At 71.7% G+C, this 16,794-nt stretch carries 12 protein-coding genes, 2 pseudogenes and 1 riboswitch; of the genes and pseudogenes, 7 read left to right on the forward strand and 7 right to left on the reverse strand.

What is annotated here, in order from left to right; genetic code table 11:
- Nucleotides 1–36 precede the first annotated feature (36 nt).
- Nucleotides 37–1,092, forward strand: coding sequence for an ABC transporter substrate-binding protein (locus AC5WRT_RS21390; RefSeq protein ID WP_496100504.1), 1,056 nt, complete (start codon nucleotides 37–39; stop codon nucleotides 1,090–1,092).
- An 18-nt stretch (nucleotides 1,093–1,110) separates the two neighbouring features.
- On the opposite strand, the gene AC5WRT_RS21395 is transcribed toward AC5WRT_RS21390, so the two are convergent.
- The 5 genes and pseudogenes from AC5WRT_RS21395 to AC5WRT_RS21415 form a co-directional block, all read right to left on the reverse strand.
- Nucleotides 1,111–1,791, reverse strand: coding sequence for a response regulator (locus AC5WRT_RS21395; RefSeq protein WP_496095033.1), 681 nt, complete (start codon nucleotides 1,789–1,791; stop codon nucleotides 1,111–1,113).
- Nucleotides 1,788–3,463: pseudogene (locus AC5WRT_RS21400) on the reverse strand (ATP-binding protein). The gene AC5WRT_RS21395 and the pseudogene AC5WRT_RS21400 overlap by 4 nt, the downstream one beginning before the upstream one ends.
- Before the next feature lie 126 nt (nucleotides 3,464–3,589).
- Nucleotides 3,590–4,546, reverse strand: a complete 957-nt coding sequence (locus AC5WRT_RS21405; protein WP_496095108.1) for a ferredoxin family protein — start codon at nucleotides 4,544–4,546, stop codon at nucleotides 3,590–3,592.
- 234 nt (nucleotides 4,547–4,780) lie between these two features.
- A pseudogene (locus AC5WRT_RS21410) lies at nucleotides 4,781–4,924 on the reverse strand (helix-turn-helix domain-containing protein); the annotation flags it as partial.
- Between the two features lie 117 nt (nucleotides 4,925–5,041).
- Complete coding sequence (locus tag AC5WRT_RS21415; RefSeq protein WP_496100505.1) at nucleotides 5,042–6,325, reverse strand: citrate/2-methylcitrate synthase; 1,284 nt, start codon at nucleotides 6,323–6,325, stop codon at nucleotides 5,042–5,044.
- Nucleotides 6,326–6,438: 113 nt separating this feature from the next.
- Here AC5WRT_RS21415 and AC5WRT_RS21420 point away from each other — a divergent pair, with 113 nt between their 5' ends.
- Nucleotides 6,439–7,605 (forward strand): citrate synthase/methylcitrate synthase, encoded by a 1,167-nt coding sequence (locus tag AC5WRT_RS21420; protein WP_496095030.1) that lies wholly within the window; start codon nucleotides 6,439–6,441, stop codon nucleotides 7,603–7,605.
- A 100-nt stretch (nucleotides 7,606–7,705) separates the two neighbouring features.
- Nucleotides 7,706–8,761, forward strand: coding sequence for a CobW family GTP-binding protein (locus tag AC5WRT_RS21425; protein ID WP_496095029.1), 1,056 nt, complete (start codon nucleotides 7,706–7,708; stop codon nucleotides 8,759–8,761).
- Here AC5WRT_RS21425 and AC5WRT_RS21430 read toward each other — a convergent pair.
- Nucleotides 8,758–11,217 carry a DNA gyrase/topoisomerase IV subunit A gene (locus tag AC5WRT_RS21430; protein WP_496100506.1) on the reverse strand — a complete coding sequence of 820 codons (2,460 nt, stop codon included), beginning with the start codon at nucleotides 11,215–11,217 and terminating at the stop codon, nucleotides 8,758–8,760. The genes AC5WRT_RS21425 and AC5WRT_RS21430 overlap by 4 nt on opposite strands.
- A 258-nt stretch (nucleotides 11,218–11,475) precedes the next feature.
- On the opposite strand from AC5WRT_RS21430, the gene AC5WRT_RS21435 reads away from it, so the two are divergent.
- The 4 genes from AC5WRT_RS21435 (at nucleotide 11,476) to AC5WRT_RS21450 (ending at nucleotide 16,268) form a co-directional block, all read left to right on the forward strand.
- The gene (locus AC5WRT_RS21435) at nucleotides 11,476–12,870 is read left to right on the forward strand and encodes a M16 family metallopeptidase (RefSeq protein ID WP_496095027.1); all 1,395 of its coding nucleotides are present in this window, start codon (nucleotides 11,476–11,478) and stop codon (nucleotides 12,868–12,870) included.
- Nucleotides 12,867–14,255 (forward strand): M16 family metallopeptidase, encoded by a 1,389-nt coding sequence (locus AC5WRT_RS21440; protein ID WP_496095026.1) that lies wholly within the window; start codon nucleotides 12,867–12,869, stop codon nucleotides 14,253–14,255. The genes AC5WRT_RS21435 and AC5WRT_RS21440 overlap by 4 nt, the downstream gene beginning before the upstream one ends.
- Before the next feature lie 209 nt (nucleotides 14,256–14,464).
- A riboswitch (cyclic di-AMP (ydaO/yuaA leader) is annotated at nucleotides 14,465–14,624 on the forward strand.
- Between the two features lie 12 nt (nucleotides 14,625–14,636).
- A complete protein-coding gene (locus AC5WRT_RS21445; RefSeq protein ID WP_496095025.1) occupies nucleotides 14,637–15,383 on the forward strand; it encodes a M23 family metallopeptidase in 747 nt (248 codons plus the stop codon).
- Nucleotides 15,384–15,581: 198 nt separating this feature from the next.
- Nucleotides 15,582–16,268, forward strand: coding sequence for a GntR family transcriptional regulator (locus tag AC5WRT_RS21450; protein ID WP_496095024.1), 687 nt, complete (start codon nucleotides 15,582–15,584; stop codon nucleotides 16,266–16,268).
- A 148-nt stretch (nucleotides 16,269–16,416) separates the two neighbouring features.
- Here the strand turns inward: AC5WRT_RS21450 and AC5WRT_RS21455 are convergent, their stop codons facing one another.
- Nucleotides 16,417–16,698 carry an HPr family phosphocarrier protein gene (locus tag AC5WRT_RS21455; RefSeq protein WP_114255742.1) on the reverse strand — a complete coding sequence of 94 codons (282 nt, stop codon included), beginning with the start codon at nucleotides 16,696–16,698 and terminating at the stop codon, nucleotides 16,417–16,419.
- Nucleotides 16,699–16,794 lie beyond the last annotated feature (96 nt).

A 16,794-nucleotide genomic window follows, 5' to 3' on the forward strand; every position in this document is an offset into this window, starting at 1 on the left:
TTCCCCGTACCGCCTTCTCACAAGGACGTGAACCGTATGCGCAACACCGCCAGACACGCCTCCCTGGCCGCCGCCGGCCTGCTGGCGCTCTCCTCGCTCACCGCCTGTGGCAACGACGCAGCCGGCTCGACGACCGAGACCGGCAGCGGTGGCGGCGGAAAGGGTCAGAGTGTCAAGATCATGGTCGGCGGCCTGGACAAGGTCATCTACCTGCCCGCGATGCTCACCCAGCGCCTCGGCTACTTCAAGGCGGAGGGCCTGAACGTCCAACTGCTCAGTGAGCCCGCCGGTGTCCAGGCCGAGACCGCGCTCGTCTCCGGCCAGGTGCAGGGAGCGGTCGGCTCCTACGACCACACCCTCGACCTGCAGGTCAAGGGCAAGTCGGTGGAGTCGGTGGTGCAGTTCTCGCACGCCCCCGGCGAGGTCGAGGTGGTCTCCGGCAAGGCGTCGGGCAGCCTCACGTCGCCCAAGGACTTCAAGGGCCGCAAACTCGGCGTGACCCGTCTCGGCTCCTCCACCGACTTCCTCACCAAGTACCTGGCGGTCAAGAACGGCGTGAACGTCAGCCAGTTCACGCCCGTGGCCGTGGGCGCCGGACCGACGTTCATCGCGGCGCTGCAGAAGGGGGCGATCGACGGCGGCATGACCACCGACCCGACCGTCGCGACGATCCTCGACAGGAAGGCCGGCAAGGTCCTCATCGACATGCGCACACCCGAGGGCTCGCAGAAGGCGCTCGGCGGGCCGTACCCCTCGTCAAGTCTGTACATGCAGACGGACTGGGTGAACGGACACAAGGACACCGTCCAGAAGTTGACCAACGCATTCGTCAAGACGCTCACGTGGATGTCCAGCCACAGCGCCGACGAGATCGCCGCCCGGATGCCCGCCGACTACTCCCAGGGCAACACGGCGCTCTACGCGCAGGCCGTCAAGAGCACCCTGCCGATGTTCACCGACGACGGTGTGATGCCCCAGGGCGGCCCCGAGACCGTTGAGAAGGTGCTCAGGTCGTTCAACCCCAACATCAAGAACGCCGAGGTGGACTTGAGCGAGACATACACCACCGAGTTCGTCAAGGCGGCCAAGTGACCACCGCGTAAGACGCGCTCAGACGCGGGCCGCCCACACGTAACGGTGTTCCGGGCGGCCCGCGTCGCCGTACTTGAGGGTCAGCCGCGCCCGTCCGGCGCGCTCCAGGAGCTTCAGATACCGCTGGGCCGTCTGCCGGCTGAGCCCCGTCCGCTCGACGATCTCCTGGGCGGACAGCGGTCCTTCGGCGCTCGTCAGCGCCTGGCGCACCAACTCCGCGGTCGTGGGGGAGTGCCCCTTGGGCGGTCCGGACTCCGACGGGGCGGACAGGGCGCCGAAGATGCGGTCCACCTCGGCCTGTTCGGCCTCGCCGCCGCCGTCCAGGGTGCGCCGCAACCGCGCGTACGCCTCCAGCTTGGTGCGCAGGCCGGCAAAGGCGAACGGCTTCACCAGGTACTGCAGCGCCCCCTGCCGCATCGCGGCCTGTACGGTCGACACGTCCCGCGCCGCCGTCACCATGATCACGTCGGCCTGGTGGCCCCGCCGGCGCATCTCACGGACGACCGCGAGACCGGTGTCGTCGGGCAGGTTGTGGTCCATGAGGACCAGGTCCAGCCGGTGCAGCGTCTCCACCTGGCGCAGCGCCTCCGCAGCGCTGTGCGCCTCGCCGGCCACATGGAAGCCCGGCACCTTCTGCACGTACGCCGCGTTGACCCGGGCGACACGCGCGTCGTCGTCCACGACCAGGACCTCGATCACCGGGTCTCCTCCTCGGTGACGGCAGCGTGCTGAAGGGACTCGTCGGGGCCCGCGGGCTGAGGTGCCGGCTCGGTCAGCGCCTCCGGCAGCACCACGGTGAACTCCGCGCCGCCACCCTCCGCCGCGCCCACCGTCGCGCTTCCGCCCTGCCGTTCGGCGAGCCGGCGGACCAGCGAGAGCCCGAGGCCCCGCTTGCCGTGCGCGGGCGGCTTCTTGGTGGACCAGCCCTCGGTGAAGATCGACTCCCGCTGGTCTGCCGGAATCCCGGGACCGGTGTCACGCACCCTGAGCACGACCGTCCGCCCCTCGGTGCGCAACTCGACCTCCACGCGCGCGTGCAGGGTGCCGGCGACCGCGTCGAGAGCGTTGTCCACCAGGTTGCCCACCGCCGTGACCAGGCCCCGCGGATCGATGAGCCGGTCCGGCAGCCGGGTGCGCTCCGACACCCACAGCGCGACACCGCGCTCGGCCGCGACGGTCGCCTTGCCGACCAGCAGCGCGGCCAGCAGGGGATCGTGGATCTTCTCGGTGACCTGCTCGGCGGTGACCCGGTGGTCGCCGACCACCTCGCCGACGAACTCCACGGCGTCGTCGTACATCTCCAGTTCCAGCAGCCCGAGCAGGGTGTGCATGCGGTTGGCGTGCTCGTGGTCCTGGGCGCGCAGGGCGTCGATCAGCCCGCGTGTGGAGTCGAGTTCGCGCCCCAGACGCTCCAGTTCGGTGCGGTCGCGCAAGGTGGCCACGGCGCCGTCGTCGGTGGGCATGCGGTTGGCGACCAGCACCCGCTGGCGCGCACGGTGACCGGATCGGTGCCGGTCACCCGGCCGGCCAGGACGTCCGTGGTACGGCCCGCGCCGAGCGCCTCGTCCGGTGTCTTCCCGACGGCCTCGTCGCCGATGCCGAGCAGTCGCCGCGCCTCGTCGTTGAGCAGCCGCACCCGGCCGCCGCGGTCCAGGGCGACCACGCCCTCGCGGATGCCGTGCAGCATCGCCTCGCGCTCCGCGAGCAGCGCCGAGATGTCGGAGAAGGCCAGGTCCCGGGTCTGCCGCTGGACCCGGCGCGAGACCAGCCAGGCGGCCAGCGCGCCCAGCGCGAGAGCGCCGCCGGCGTACGCGAACAGGCCCGGTATCGCACTGATCAGCCGCGCCCGCACGCTGTCGTAGGCGATGCCCACCGAGACCGCGCCGATGATGCGGTGGCGGGCGTCGTACAGCGGTACCTTTCCGCGGGCCGAGCGGCCCAGGGTGCCGCTGTCGATCTCCATGACCTCCTTGCCGGCGAGGGCCGCACGGGGGTCGGTGGAGACGTGCCCGCCGATCTGCGAGAGGGTGGTGTGCGACCAGCGCACGCCCCGCCGGTCCAGCACCACGACGTACTCCGCCTGCGTGGCCCTCCGGATCCGCTCGGCCTCCTGCTGCACCGGCCCGTCCGCGGTCGGCGGCGTGGCCAGGACGCCCTCGGCGATCTGCGGGACCTGGGCCGTCGTCTGCGCGACGGCCAGCGCGCGGCGCTCCGCCTCCTGGTCCAGTTGTCTGCTCAGTGGCGCCAGGAACAGCCCGGTCGCGAGCACCGCGACCCCCGCAGCGATCGCCACCTGCATGAGCAGCACCTGCGAGAACACCCGCCGTGGCAGACCGAGGCGCAGGCGGCGTGCGCGGGAAGTGGGGCTCATGTGCACGACGGTACGTGGACGCGCGCGCTCGCCCCAGGGGGTGTGGTGGGGACCTCTTGACCAGTTCTTGAAAGATGCGGTGGCCGCCGCGCGATCGGGACCGCCCTGCCCTGACGGGGCGTCCGCTCAGGCCGACGGCGCCGACGGCCGCAGCTCGCGCACGGACACCACGTCCATCCGTGCCGGCGTACCGAGTACCGCGGCGCCGCAGCTCTCCGGGCGGGGCGGCAATGACGCCCCCTGCGCCACGGTCAACCGCCAGCGGCGGCCGTCGGTGTGCCCGACGGTGACCTCCCAGCGCGAGGCCTTTCCTTCCGTCGGTACGGCTTGCGTCCGTACGACGCTCAGCACACCCACCCGGTACTCGTCCACCGCGGATCGCACGGCCAGTTCGGCCGCCTGGCCGGGCCTTTCCCAGGCGGAGCAGCCGCGGCATCCCTGGACCACCACGCGCCCCTCCTGGACGCCGTGCAGCGCCTCCTTGACGCTGTGCGCCTCGGCGCGGCCGTAGGCGTAGCCGTACGGCAGGACGAGCACGGTCGGCGAAAAGCGATGGCCACCCAGATGGGTGACCTCCCAGACTCCGCGCACCCCGGAGACGGCCAGTTCGGTGGCGAGCGGGCGGCCCAGGAGGGCGCAGCAGCGGTCCCGCTTACCGTTGGTGCACACGAGAGCGAGCGGCTCGCCGCGGTGCGGCCGACCGTCGAGCGCTTCGCCGAAGGAGCGGTGGTCGCCGGCTCCGAGGGCGGTGAAGTCCAGGCCGAGCAGCCGCCGTGGGTCGCGGGTGGTGGCGCTGTGCAGCCATATGCGGCCGGGCACGGTGTGGGCGGCGAACACGTGCCGGACGGCGGGCCGGCCGGAGTCGGCGTGGCGCCCGGGGCGGCGGATCAGCGCGATGCGTACGCCGGTTCCCTGCGTGGCCGCCTCCAGCGCCCGCCCCAGCGCGGGATCCAGGTGGCTCGAAGTGAGCGCCTTGGCACCCCACGGACCGGGCTGTTCCAGCAGCAGCCACGTCGTCGCCATGGCCGCCGTACCGGAAACAGGCTCGTCGAGGCTCCGGGAGACGATCGCGCACCTACTCACAGAGGCGAGCCTAACCTGACTCCGCCCGAGGCGACTTCCGGCCACGATTGTGTCCCAGGGCCTGTCTGACCATTCCCGTCTTCCGCGCGACGCCATGCACGTCCTCTCGCCGCACCGGCCCCGGAGCCGAGTACGTGCGGTACGAGGGCCTGGGGCCGGCACGCCCAGAGCACGCACCTGAGCGCCGCGCGGCCGCCCTTCGGGCGACGACGCGAACGGTCGGACAGGGCCGTGGTAGCGGTCGGCCCACCGCTTGGCGGTGCTCACGGAGACCTGGACGCGTTCCGCGGCCCGCCGCAGCGGCCAGTCGCCGTCCACGAGACAGCGGGCCAGGCGCAGGCGTCCGGTCTCGGTCAGCGGTGCGTTACGGTGCGGCATGAGGGCCTTTCCGGTCGCCGGTGCAGATGTCGCAATCCACACCGAGCCAGTAGGCCCTCACCCATTTCGAGATCACACGTCAGTGATCGCTGTCACCGACAGCCATGGGCAGAACACCTAGTCCGGAAGGTCTCCCGGGCCGATCTCCTCGGGGAGCGGCTGCGGAGGCCGGGTGCCGACGTACTGGCCCACCGGGCGCATGCGCAGCGGCCGTTCGCCGTACTCCTCCAGGGCGTGGGCGATCCAGCCGGCCGTCCGGGCGATGGCGAAGATCGTCTCGCCGGCCGTCGCGGGCATCCCGCTGGACGCGGTGAACACCGCCAGGGCCAGGTCGACGTTGGCGTGCAGCGGGGTGTGCCGGGCGGTCGTGGCGACGATGTCCCGGGCGGCGAGCAGGGCGGACTCCGCACGCGGGACGTGCTCCAGCAGTCCGAACAGCACACGCGCGCGGGGATCCTCGCCGGCGTACAGCCGGTGGCCCAGCCCGGGGACGCGGCGTCCCGCGCGCAGTTCCTCGGCGATCACCGGGACCGCCGTGCCCTGGTCGAGCACGTCGAGCAGGATGCGATGGGCGCTGCCGCTCGCGGCGCCGTGCAGCGGGCCCTCCAGGACGCCGAGGCCGGCCGAGACGGCGGCGTAGGCATGCGCGCGGGCCGAGGCGGCGACCCGGACCGCAAGCGTGGAGGCGGCCAGGTCATGGTCGGCGAGCAGGGCGAGCGCCGTGTCGAGGACGCGCAGGGAGGCCTCGTCGGCGGAGCGGCCGGTCAACCGGTTCCACAGCCGGCGGGCGAGCGGGCCGTCGTCCTCGGGGGCGTACACGACCGGGGGCAGTGCGGCGACGAGCGTGGGGATCAGGGTCCGCGCGGTGTTCAGCACCGCATCCTCCGACAGGTCGAAGCGCAGCGGGTCCTCGGCCGCAGCGGCGACCGCCGCCACACGCAGCCGGTCGGTGGGGGAGGCGTGCTCGGACAGGGCGTTCACCGCGCGGCGCGCGACCTCGACGGTGGGGCCGGGTGCGGAGAAGGTGACGCCCGGGGTGAGCCGGCCCGTCCACAGCCACTCCGCGACCTCTTCGTAGGAGTGACGGCGAGCCAGCTCGACGGCGTCCACGCCGCGGAAGTAGTACCGGTCCTGCTCGATCAGCGTGATGCGGGTCCGCACGGAGAGGTCGCCGCCGGAGCCCGGGGTGCTGGCCGCCTCGCGGCGGTGTCGGCTGGCCAGGGCCTCCACTTCCTTCGCCTCGAAGGTGCTGGCACGCCCGCCGGGCTCGCGCCTGCTGCTGAGCAGGCCCCGGCTCACGTACGCGTACACCGTCTCCGGCTTCACGCCGAGCAGTTCGGCGGTCTCCTTGGTGGTCAGCCTGCGCCCGGGGCGGCCGGGAGCGGGTTCGTGATCGCGCATGGGGGTCACCGTAGCCGCCTCTGCACACATTGATCCGAACACATTGATCAAATCAATATTGACAAGAAATTCGTCAATCATGGACAGTCGGATCAAGTCCAGTGAGGAGAATCATGGCCATCAACACGACCGCAGCCCCACTCATCGACGCACCGCGCGGTCTCGCCGGCGTCGTCGTCGCCGAGACCGAGATCGGCGACGTCCGTGGGCGCGAGGGCTTCTACCACTACCGCCAGTACTCGGCCGTCGAACTCGCGCAGACCCGCGGATTCGAGGACGTATGGCATCTCCTGGTCCACGGCACGCTCCCGGACCCCGAGCGTCGCGCCGCCTTCGCCGCCGAGACCGCGGCGCTGCGGCGGCTGCCCGAGGAGGTCGCGGCGGCGCTGCCCGCGATCACCGCGGCGAGCCGTGTCTCCGGCCCGCTCTCCGGGCTGCGCACGGCCCTGTCCCTGCTCGGCTCGGCCCGGGGGCTGCGACCGGTGCACGACACCGGCGCCGACCGGCGCCGCGCCGACACCGTGGCCGTCTGCGCGGCCGTGCCCACGCTGCTCACCGCGCTGTACCGACTGGGGCAGGGCCTCCACCCGGTCCAGCCGCGCGACGATCTCCCCTACGCGGCCAACTACCTGTACATGCTCACGGGTGAGGAGCCCGAGCCGCGGCGCGCGCGTGCGGTCGAGCAATACCTGATCTCAACCATTGATCATGGATTCAATGCATCAACCTTCACCGCCCGCGTCATCGCCTCCACCGGCGCCGATGTCGCCGCCTGCCTGACCGGAGCGGTGGGAGCCCTGTCCGGCCCGCTGCACGGAGGCGCGCCCAGCCGCGCGCTGGACACCCTGGACGCCATGGGCACGCCGGAGCGGATCGACCCCTGGATCCGTGAGCGCGTGCTCGCCGGTGAGCGGATCATGGGCTTCGGGCACGCCGTCTACCGCACAGAGGACCCGCGTTCGCGGATGCTGCGGGAGATCGCCCAGAGCTTCGGCGGTCCGCGGGTGGAGTTCGCGGTGGAGGTCGAGCGGCGGGTCGAGGCGATCCTCGCCGAGCTGAAGCCCGGCCGGGAACTGCACACCAACGTCGAGTTCTACGCCGGCGTGGTCATGGAACTCTGCGGCCTGCCCCGGGAGATGTTCACCCCCACCTTCGCCGCTGCGCGGGTGGTGGGCTGGAGCGCCAACATCCTGGAACAGGCGGGCGACTCCAAGATCATCCGCCCGGCGGCGCGGTACGTGGGGCCGACGCCGCCGGTCGCGGTGCCGGCCGCCGGCTGACCACACCACTCCACCGGTGCCGCCGTCGGCCGACACAACAGCCCCAGTAGCCCCTCTTATCCTGGACCGGCAGCCGTTCCACACACAGAGAGGACACCCGTTGGGGAACAGCAGCGGTCCGCAGATCCCCGTCGTCGTGCTCGCGGGATTCCTGGGATCCGGGAAGACCACGCTCCTCAACCACCTCCTGCACCGCAGCAGAGGCAGCCGTATCGGGGCGATCGTCAACGACTTCGGCGCCATCGAGATCGACGCGATGGCGGTCGCGGGTGCCCTCGGCGACTCGACCGTCTCGCTCGGCAACGGCTGTCTGTGCTGCGCGGTCGACACGAGCGAACTCGACGGCTACCTGGACAGGCTCGCCGACCCGGCCACCGGAATCGACGTGATCGTCATCGAGGCCAGCGGGCTCGCCGAGCCGCAGGAACTCGTACGGATGGTGCTGGCCGGCGAGAACCCGCGAGTGGTCTACGGCGGACTCGTCGAGGTCGTGGACGCCGCCGAGTTCGACGACACCCGGGCCCGGCACCCCGAGCTCGACCGGCATCTGGCCCTCGCCGACCTGGTCGTGGTCAACAAGCTCGACCGGGCCGACGACGCCGACCGGGTGCTCGGCCTGGTGCGCTCCCTCACCTCCCGCGGCGCCGTGGTCCCCGCCAGCTACGGCCGGATCGACCCGGAGTTCCTCTTCGACTGCAGGCCGAGCGAGGAGCGGACGGGGCAGCTCTCCTTCGACGACCTGCACGACCACGGCACGGACGAGCGCGCCGGCCACCTGCACACCGGCTACGACAGCCTGTCCTTCGTGTCCGACGTACCGATGGAGCCGCGCCGGCTCATGCGGTTCCTGGACAGCCGGCCCGAGGGGCTGTACCGGATCAAGGGACACGTCGGCTTCGGGCCGTACGACACCCGCAACCGGTACGCCGTGCACGCCGTCGGCCGGTTCCTGCGCTTCTACCCGCAGCCCTGGGCCGCGGACGACGCCCGCCGCACCCAACTGGTGCTGATCGGCTCCGGCATCGACACCGAGGCCCTCGGTCAGGAGCTCAAGGGCTGCGAGAACGACGCCCCACACGCCGACGAGCACGGCATGTGGGGCGTCCTGCGCCACGTCCAGGGCACCGAGGAGGATCCCGGTGCCGAGGCCGGCTAGAGCACCGGTCCCGCGACGACGGCCACCGTCTTCGGCAGCGACGTGCCCGAGCCGTCCCGGCGCGGGTCCGGCTCCGGAAGGTCCGCCGGGGTTCCGTTCTTCTGGGCCGCGCGCGCGGGAGCCGGGCCCGCCCAGGCCAGCGCCAGGCAGTCCTCGCCCTTCAGGAACCGCTGGCAGCGCACCCCGCCCGTGGCCCGGCCCTTGCGCGGGTACTGGTCGAACGGGGTCAGCTTGGCCGTCGTCTGCACCGAGTCGTCCAGCGTGCCGCGCGAGCCCGCGACCGTGCACACCACCGCGTCCGCCGCCGGGTCGACGGCCGTGAAGGAGATGACCTTGGCGCCCTCGGCGAGCTTGATACCCGCCATACCGCCGGCCGGGCGGCCCTGCGGGCGCACGACGGACGCCTGGAAGCGCAGCAACTGCGCGTCGTCGGTGATGAACACCAGGTCCTCCTCGCCGGTGCGCAGCTCCACCGCGCCGACGATTCGGTCACCCTCCTTGAGCGTGATGACCTCCAACTCGTCCTTGTTGGACGGGTAGTCGGGCACCACACGCTTGACGACACCCTGCTCGGTGCCCAGCGCGAGACCCGGTGACGACTCGTCCAGCGTGGTCAGGCAGACCACCGTCTCGTCGTCCTCCAGGGAGACGAACTCGGCCAGCGGCGCCCCTCCGGAGAGGTTCGGCGCCGTCACCGTCTCCGGCAGCTGCGGCAGGTCGACCACGCTGATCCGCAGCAGCCGGCCCGTCGAGGTCACCGCGCCGATCTCGCCGCGCGCGGTCGCCGGGACCGCCGAGACGATCACGTCGTGCTTGACCCGCTTGGCGCCCGCCTCCTGCGGGGACGGCTCGGCGGTCGCCGAACGGGCCAGCAGACCCGTCGAGGACAGCAGCACCCGGCAGGGGTCGTCGGCGACCTGCAGCGGCACCGTGGCCGCCGTGGCGCCCGCCGACTCCAGCAGGACCGTACGCCGGTCGGTGCCGAACTTCTTCGCCACGGCGGCCAGTTCGGCCGAGACCAGCTTGCGCAGCTCCGTGTCGGACTCCAGGATCCGGGTCAGCTCCGCGATCTCCGCGGTGAGCCTTTCCTTCTCCGCCTCCAGCTCGATGCGGTCGTACTTGGTGAGCCGGCGCAGCGGCGTGTCGAGGATGTACTGCGTCTGCACCTCGCTCAGTGAGAACCGCTGCATCAGGCGCTCCTTGGCCTGTGCGGAGTTCTCGCTGGACCGGATCAGCCGGATGACCTCGTCGATGTCGACCAGCGCGGTCAGCAGGCCCTCGACCAGGTGCAGCCGGTCCCGCCTCTTGCCGCGGCGGAACTCGCTGCGGCGCCGGACCACGTCGAAGCGGTGGTCGAGGTAGACCTCCAGCAGCTCCTTCAGGCCCAGGGTGAGCGGCTGACCGTCCACCAGGGCGACGTTGTTGATGCCGAAGGACTCCTCCATCGGGGTCAGCTTGTACAGCTGCTCCAGGATCGCCTCCGGCACGAAGCCGTTCTTGATCTCGATGACCAGGCGCAGTCCGTGCTCGCGGTCGGTGAGGTCCTTGACGTCGGCGATGCCCTGGACCTTCTTGCTGTTGACCAGGTCCTTGATCTTCGCGATGACCTTCTCCGGACCGACCGCGAACGGCAGTTCCGTGATCACCAGGCCCTTGCGGCGGGCGGTCACCGTCTCGATCGAGACGGTCGCGCGCATCTTGAAGGTGCCCCGGCCCGTCGCGTACGCGTCCCGGATGCCGTCCAGGCCGACGATCCGGCCGCCGGTGGGCAGGTCCGGGCCCGGGACGTGCTTCATCAGGGCGTCCAGGTCCGCGTTCGGGTACTTGACCAGGTGGCGGGCGGCGGCGACGACCTCGCGCAGATTGTGCGGAGGCATGTTCGTCGCCATGCCCACCGCGATGCCCGAGGAGCCGTTGACCAGCAGGTTCGGGAAGGCGGCGGGCAGCGCCACCGGCTCCTGCTCCTGGCCGTCGTAGTTCGGGGCGAAGTCGACCGTGTCCTCGTCGATCGACTCGGTCATCAGGCTCGTCGCCTCGGCCATCCGGCACTCGGTGTACCGCATGGCGGCCGGCGGGTCGTCGTTGCCCAGCGAGCCGAAGTTGCCGTGGCCGTCGACGAGCGGCACGCGCATGGAGAACGGCTGGGCCATGCGCACCAGGGCGTCGTAGATCGACGCGTCTCCGTGCGGGTGCAGCTTGCCCATGACCTCGCCGACGACACGCGCGCACTTCACATAGCCGCGTTCGGGACGCAGGCCCATCTCGTTCATCTGGTACACGATCCGGCGGTGCACCGGCTTGAGGCCGTCACGGGCGTCGGGCAGGGCGCGTGAGTAGATGACCGAGTACGCGTACTCGAGGTAGGAGCCACGCATCTCGTCCACGACGTCGATGTCGAGGATCTTCTCCTCGTACGAGTCGTCGGGCGGCGGGGTCTTCGTACTGCGGCGGGCCATCGCTGCCGGCTCCTTGCTCAAAGGATTGACGGTTCTGACGCGGACCATTGTGGACCGAGGCACTGACAACCCGTGCCACGACCCGTCCCGGCCGGCCTCCGGCGGGCTTCGGGGCGGGTCCGCAGCAGGCTACGGGATCCGCTGAGGGCGTACGTCCCGCCGGAACGCCGCCGAGCTCCCGCACGCTGTGCATACAGTGGCAGGAACGGCAGGAAAACCGCGGTTTTGACAACCGCCTCCGCTCGCGAAGGGACGCACATGCCCATGGGTCACACGACCACAGCCGAGGCAGGCTCCGGGGGCCTGACAGCGACCGAGCACCGCCTGGCCAACGGTCTGCGCGTGGTGCTCTCCGAGGACCACCTGACCCCGGTGGCGGCGGTCTGCCTCTGGTACGACGTCGGCTCACGCCACGAGGTCAAGGGACGCACCGGCCTGGCTCACCTCTTCGAGCACCTGATGTTCCAGGGCTCGGCGCAGGTCAAGGGCAACGGCCACTTCGAGCTCGTGCAGGGGGCCGGCGGCTCGCTCAACGGCACCACCAGCTTCGAGCGCACCAACTACTTCGAGACCATGCCCGCCCACCAGCTGGAGCTGGCCCTCTGGCTGGAGGCCGACCGGATGGGCTCCCTGCTGGCCGCCCTGGACGACGAGTCCATGGAGAACCAGCGGGACGTGGTCAAGAACGAGCGCCGCCAGCGCTACGACAACGTGCCCTACGGCACCGCCTTCGAGAAGCTGACCGCCCTGTCGTACCCGGCGGGCCACCCCTACCACCACACGCCGATCGGCTCCATGGCGGACCTGGACGCGGCCACCCTGGAGGACGCCCGCCGGTTCTTCCGCACCTACTACGCGCCGAACAACGCGGTGCTCTCCGTGGTCGGCGACATCGACCCCGAGCAGACCCTCGCCTGGATCGAGAAGTACTTCGGGTCGATCCCCTCCCACGACGGCAAGCCCGCCCCCCGCGACGGTTCCCTGCCGGAGGTCATCGGCGAGCAGAAGCGCGAGGTCGTCGTCGAGGAGGTCCCGGCGCGCGCCCTGATGGCCGCCTACCGCCTCCCGCACGACGGCACACGCGCGTGCGACGCCGCCGACCTCGCCCTGACCGTCCTCGGCGGTGGCGAGTCCTCCCGCCTCTACAACCGGCTGGTCCGCCGCGACCGTACGGCCGTCACGGCCGGCTTCGGCCTGCTGCGCCTGGCCGGCGCGCCCTCCATGGGCTGGCTGGACGTGAAGACCTCCGGGGACGTCGAGGTACCGGTCATCGAGGCCGCCATCGACGAGGAACTGGCCCGGTTCGCCGAGGAGGGCCCCACGCCCGAGGAAATGGAGCGCGCCCAGGCCCAGTTGGAGCGCGAGTGGCTGGACCGGCTCGGCACGGTCGCCGGCCGCGCCGACGAACTGTGCCGGTACGCCGTCCTGTTCGGCGACCCGCAGCTCGCCCTCACTGCCGTCAAGCGCGTCCTCGAGGTGACCCCCGAGGAGGTCCAGGAGATCGCCAAGGCGCGCCTGCGCTCCGACAACCGCGCGGTGCTGGTGTACGAGCCGAAGGCCCCCCAGGAGGCCCCGGACGCCGACGTCCCCGAGGACCCGGAGCAGGAAGCGACCGTAGAGGCCGGTAACGAGAACGAGGAGACGGCCAAGTGACCGAGCTCGCCACCATGGACTTCCACCCCCAGCCGCAGCCCGGCGAGGCCAGGCCGTGGGCGTTCCCGGCCCCCGAGCGCTCGGCTCTGGACAGCGGCCTGACCGTGCTGCGCTGCCACCGCCCCGGCCAGCAGGTCGTCGCCGTCGAGGTGCTGCTGGACGCGCCGCTGGACGCCGAGCCGGCCGGTCTGGACGGTGTCGCCACGATCATGGCGCGGGCCTTCTCCGAGGGCACCGACAAGCACTCCGCGGAGGAGTTCGCCGCCGAGTTGGAGCGCGCGGGCGCCACCCTGGACGCGCACGCGGACCACCCCGGCGTCCGGCTCAGCCTGGAGGTCCCGGCCTCCCGCCTTGCCAAGGGCCTCGACCTGCTCGCCGACGCCCTGCGGGCGCCCGCCTTCGCCGAGAGCGAGGTCGAGCGGCTGGTCCGCAACCGCCTGGACGAGATCCCGCACGAGCTGGCCAACCCCTCGCGCCGCGCCGCCAAGGAGCTCTCCAAGGAGCTGTTCCCGGCGGCCGCGCGCATGTCGCGCCCCCGCCAGGGCACCGAGGAGACGGTCGAGAAGATCGACGCCGCTGCCGTGCGCGCCTTCTACGACCGGCACGTACGTCCCGCCACGGGCACCGCGGTCGTGGTCGGCGACCTCACCGGCGTCGACCTGGACGCGCTGCTCGCCGACACCCTGGGCGCCTGGACCGGCACCTCGGGCGAGCCGCGGCCCGTGCCGCCGGTGACCGCCGACGACACCGGGCGCGTGGTCATCGTGGACCGGCCCGGCGCCGTCCAGACGCAGCTGCTCATCGGCCGGATCGGACCCGACCGGCACGACCGCGTGTGGCCCGCCCAGGTGCTCGGCACGTACTGCCTCGGCGGCACCCTCACCTCCCGACTGGACCGCGTCCTGCGTGAGGAGAAGGGCTACACCTACGGGGTGCGCGCCTTCGGGCAGGTCCTCAGGTCCGCGCCGGACGGGACGGGTGCGTCGATGCTCGCCATCAGCGGCTCCGTGGACACCCCCAACACCGGTCCCGCGCTGGACGACCTGTGGAAGGTGCTGCGCACCCTCGCGGCGGAGGGCCTGACCGACGCCGAGCGGGACGTGGCGGTGCAGAACCTGGTCGGGGTGGCGCCGCTGAAGTACGAGACCGCGGCGGCCGTGGCGAGCACGCTGGCCGACCAGGTCGAGCAGCACCTGCCCGACGACTTCCAGGCGACGCTGTATCAGCGGCTCGCGGCCACGGGCACGGTGGAGGCCACGGCCGCCGTCGTGAACGCCTTCCCGGTGGACCGCCTGGTGACGGTGCTGGTCGGTGACGCCTCCCGGATCAAGGCACCGGTGGAGGCGCTCGGCATCGGCGAAGTGACCGTCGTGGCGGCCGAGTAGCCGCCATGCGCGCCCGGGGCTCCGACGGTCCGCGGACCGTCGGAGCCCCGGGCTGTTCCACTCCCTTCCTCAGATGCCCGATTTGAGGCGGAGGTTGCGTGTCTGCCCTGTGGGATGCGCAACAAAGGCCCCGCTTCGTTTGGGATTCGGAAGCGGGTTTCCGTAGCGTCGTGCGGGCTGTTCGTCGGCAGTGCGCGTACCCGCGGCACCGGACAGCATCGCCGAGTCCCCGTACGGCGCGAGCCAGGGGAGCCGGGGACCCACGTCCCTGGGGTGAATCGGGCGCCCGCGCGAACGGTGTGGGGCCCGTAGGAGACCTTCCTGCTCCGAACCCGTCAGCTAACCCGGTAGGCGAGAGGGAAGGAAAGGACAAGCCACTCCATGGCGTTCACGTGCGCCACCGGGAAGCACCGCAAGCCCGGCCGGGTCAAGCGCACCTCCGCTCAGGCGGCCGGTATCGCGGCCCTCACCACCACCGGTGTCCTCGGCGCCCTCGCCGCCTCCCCGGCGCTCGCCGCCGAGAACACCGTGGAGCAGACCGGCCTCACCCCGGTCCTCACCGTCAGCGACGACGTGGCCGAGCACATCGACGCGCAGGCCGCCGCGCAGAAGCGGGCCGCCGAGCAGAGGGCGGCCGAGGAGGCCGCGGTCAGGAAGGCGAAGCAGGAACGGCAGGCCCGGGAGCGCGCGGCGCGCGAGGCCGAGCGCAGGCGCCTGCTGAACACCTTCGTCGCCCCGATCGCGGACTCCTACGTCTCCACCGGCTACAAGGCCAGCAGTTCCCTGTGGTCGTCCGGCTCGCACACCGGCATCGACTTCCACGCGGCAGGCGGCACGCCCGTCCACGCGGTCGGCTCCGGCACCGTCGTCTCCACCGGCTGGGGCGGCGCGTACGGCAACCAGATCGTGATCAGGATGGCCGACGGAATGTACACCCAGTACGGCCATCTGTCGTCCATCGGCGTCTCGGTCGGCCAGCGGGTCGTCCCCGGCCAGCAGATCGGCCTGTCCGGCGCGACCGGCAACACCACGGGCCCGCACCTGCACTTCGAGGCCCGTACGACGCCCGACTACGGCTCCGACGTCGACCCCGTCGCCTACCTCCGCAAGCACGGCGTGAACGTCTGACGCCCCGGCGACGGCGGACGCGGCCCCGGCCCACCGGCCGGGGCTTTCGCCGTTTTCCCACCGGCTCCGCCCCGGTCCGCTGACCAAAAAATATCCATTGCTTCCGGCCCGCCGTCGGAAATTCCGGCTCATTGGAATAGAGTCACGGAACGGGCGTCCATCGTCGGCGTTTCACGGGGATTAAGGCGGAGGTCGGGCATGCGTATTCCGGCGCACTCGGTGTGCACGGCGATCCGGGACGACATCATCGCCGGTGTGCACGAGCGCGGCGGCCGCCTCACCGAGGAAGTCCTGGCCCGCCGCTACGGCGTCTCGCGTGTCCCGGTCCGGGAGGCCCTGCGCACTCTGGAGGCCGAGGGCTTCGTCGTGACGCGCCGGCATGCGGGCGCGTGCGTGGCCGAGCCGACCGAGCAGGAGGCCGTCGACCTGCTGGAGATGCGGATGCTCCTGGAGCCGCTCGGGGCCGCCCGGGCCGCCCAGCGGCGCAGCGACGCCCATCTGAAGGTGCTGCGCGGCCTGGTCAGGCTGGGGCAGGAGCGGGCGAGGAGGGGCAACAGCGAGGATCTGCGCTCGCTGGGCGGCTGGTTCCACGAGACGCTCGCCCAGGCCTGCGGCAGCCCCTCGCTGACCGCGATGCTCACCCAGTTGCGGCACAAGATCGCCTGGATGTACGCGGTGGAGGCGCCGGCCAGCCCCGTGGACGCCTGGGCGGAGCACGGCGCCATCGTCGACGCGGTGGCGCGCGGCGACGGCGAACGCGCGCGGGCGCTCACGGCGCTGCACACCGAGCGCACGACGGCCGCGCACCGGCTGCGTTTTCCCCGGGCCGCGGAGCGTGTGAGGACTTCGCAACACGCCGTAAACATGTCGGGCCTCCGGCATTAACACGGACGCCGTATACAAAGAAGAGTAATTCGGTGGTGGTGTATTTCCGCTGCGCGAATTCAGGTGTGTGCGCAATGTGCCCAGAAAAGGGCGGAGCCGCGCCGCCCCGGAAAGGGCGACGCGGCTTCGGTCATCGGCGCGCTGGACTTCAGACCGTCTCGGGCAGTTCCTCGAGGCCCTCGGAGACCAGCTTGGCCAGACGGTCCAGGGCGGCGTCCGCACCCTCGGCGTCGGAGGCCAGGACGATCTCCTCGCCGCCCTGGGCGCCCAGACCCAGGACAGCCAGCATGGAGGCCGCGTTGACGGGGGTGCCGTCAGCCTTGGCGATCGTCACCGGGACGCCTGCGGCCGTGGCGGCTCGGACGAAGATGGAGGCGGGGCGGGCGTGGAGGCCCTCGGCCCAGCCGACGTTGACGCGGCGCTCAGCCATGTGTTGCTGCCCTTCAGTCTTCAGGGTTGTCTAGACCAGTTTCCCACATCGTGAAGCATGCCCGGATCGGACCCGCGTCCTTCCCGGGGCACCGTC

The organism is Streptomyces sp. NTD91, from assembly GCF_059510455.1.

Excerpts from the sequence above, each read along its gene's own strand:
- AC5WRT_RS21390 (WP_496100504.1), top strand. The coding sequence starts at position 37 with ATGCGCAACACCGCCAGACACGCCTCCCTGGCCGCCGCCGGCCTGCTG.
- AC5WRT_RS21445 (WP_496095025.1), top strand. The coding sequence starts at position 14,637 with ATGGCGTTCACGTGCGCCACCGGGAAGCACCGCAAGCCCGGCCGGGTC.
- AC5WRT_RS21455 (WP_114255742.1), bottom strand. The coding sequence starts at position 16,698 with ATGGCTGAGCGCCGCGTCAACGTCGGCTGGGCCGAGGGCCTCCACGCC.
- AC5WRT_RS21450 (WP_496095024.1), top strand. The coding sequence starts at position 15,582 with ATGCGTATTCCGGCGCACTCGGTGTGCACGGCGATCCGGGACGACATC.
- AC5WRT_RS21420 (WP_496095030.1), top strand. The coding sequence starts at position 6,439 with ATGGCCATCAACACGACCGCAGCCCCACTCATCGACGCACCGCGCGGT.
- AC5WRT_RS21430 (WP_496100506.1), bottom strand. The coding sequence starts at position 11,217 with ATGGCCCGCCGCAGTACGAAGACCCCGCCGCCCGACGACTCGTACGAG.
- AC5WRT_RS21435 (WP_496095027.1), top strand. The coding sequence starts at position 11,476 with ATGCCCATGGGTCACACGACCACAGCCGAGGCAGGCTCCGGGGGCCTG.
- AC5WRT_RS21415 (WP_496100505.1), bottom strand. The coding sequence starts at position 6,325 with ATGCGCGATCACGAACCCGCTCCCGGCCGCCCCGGGCGCAGGCTGACC.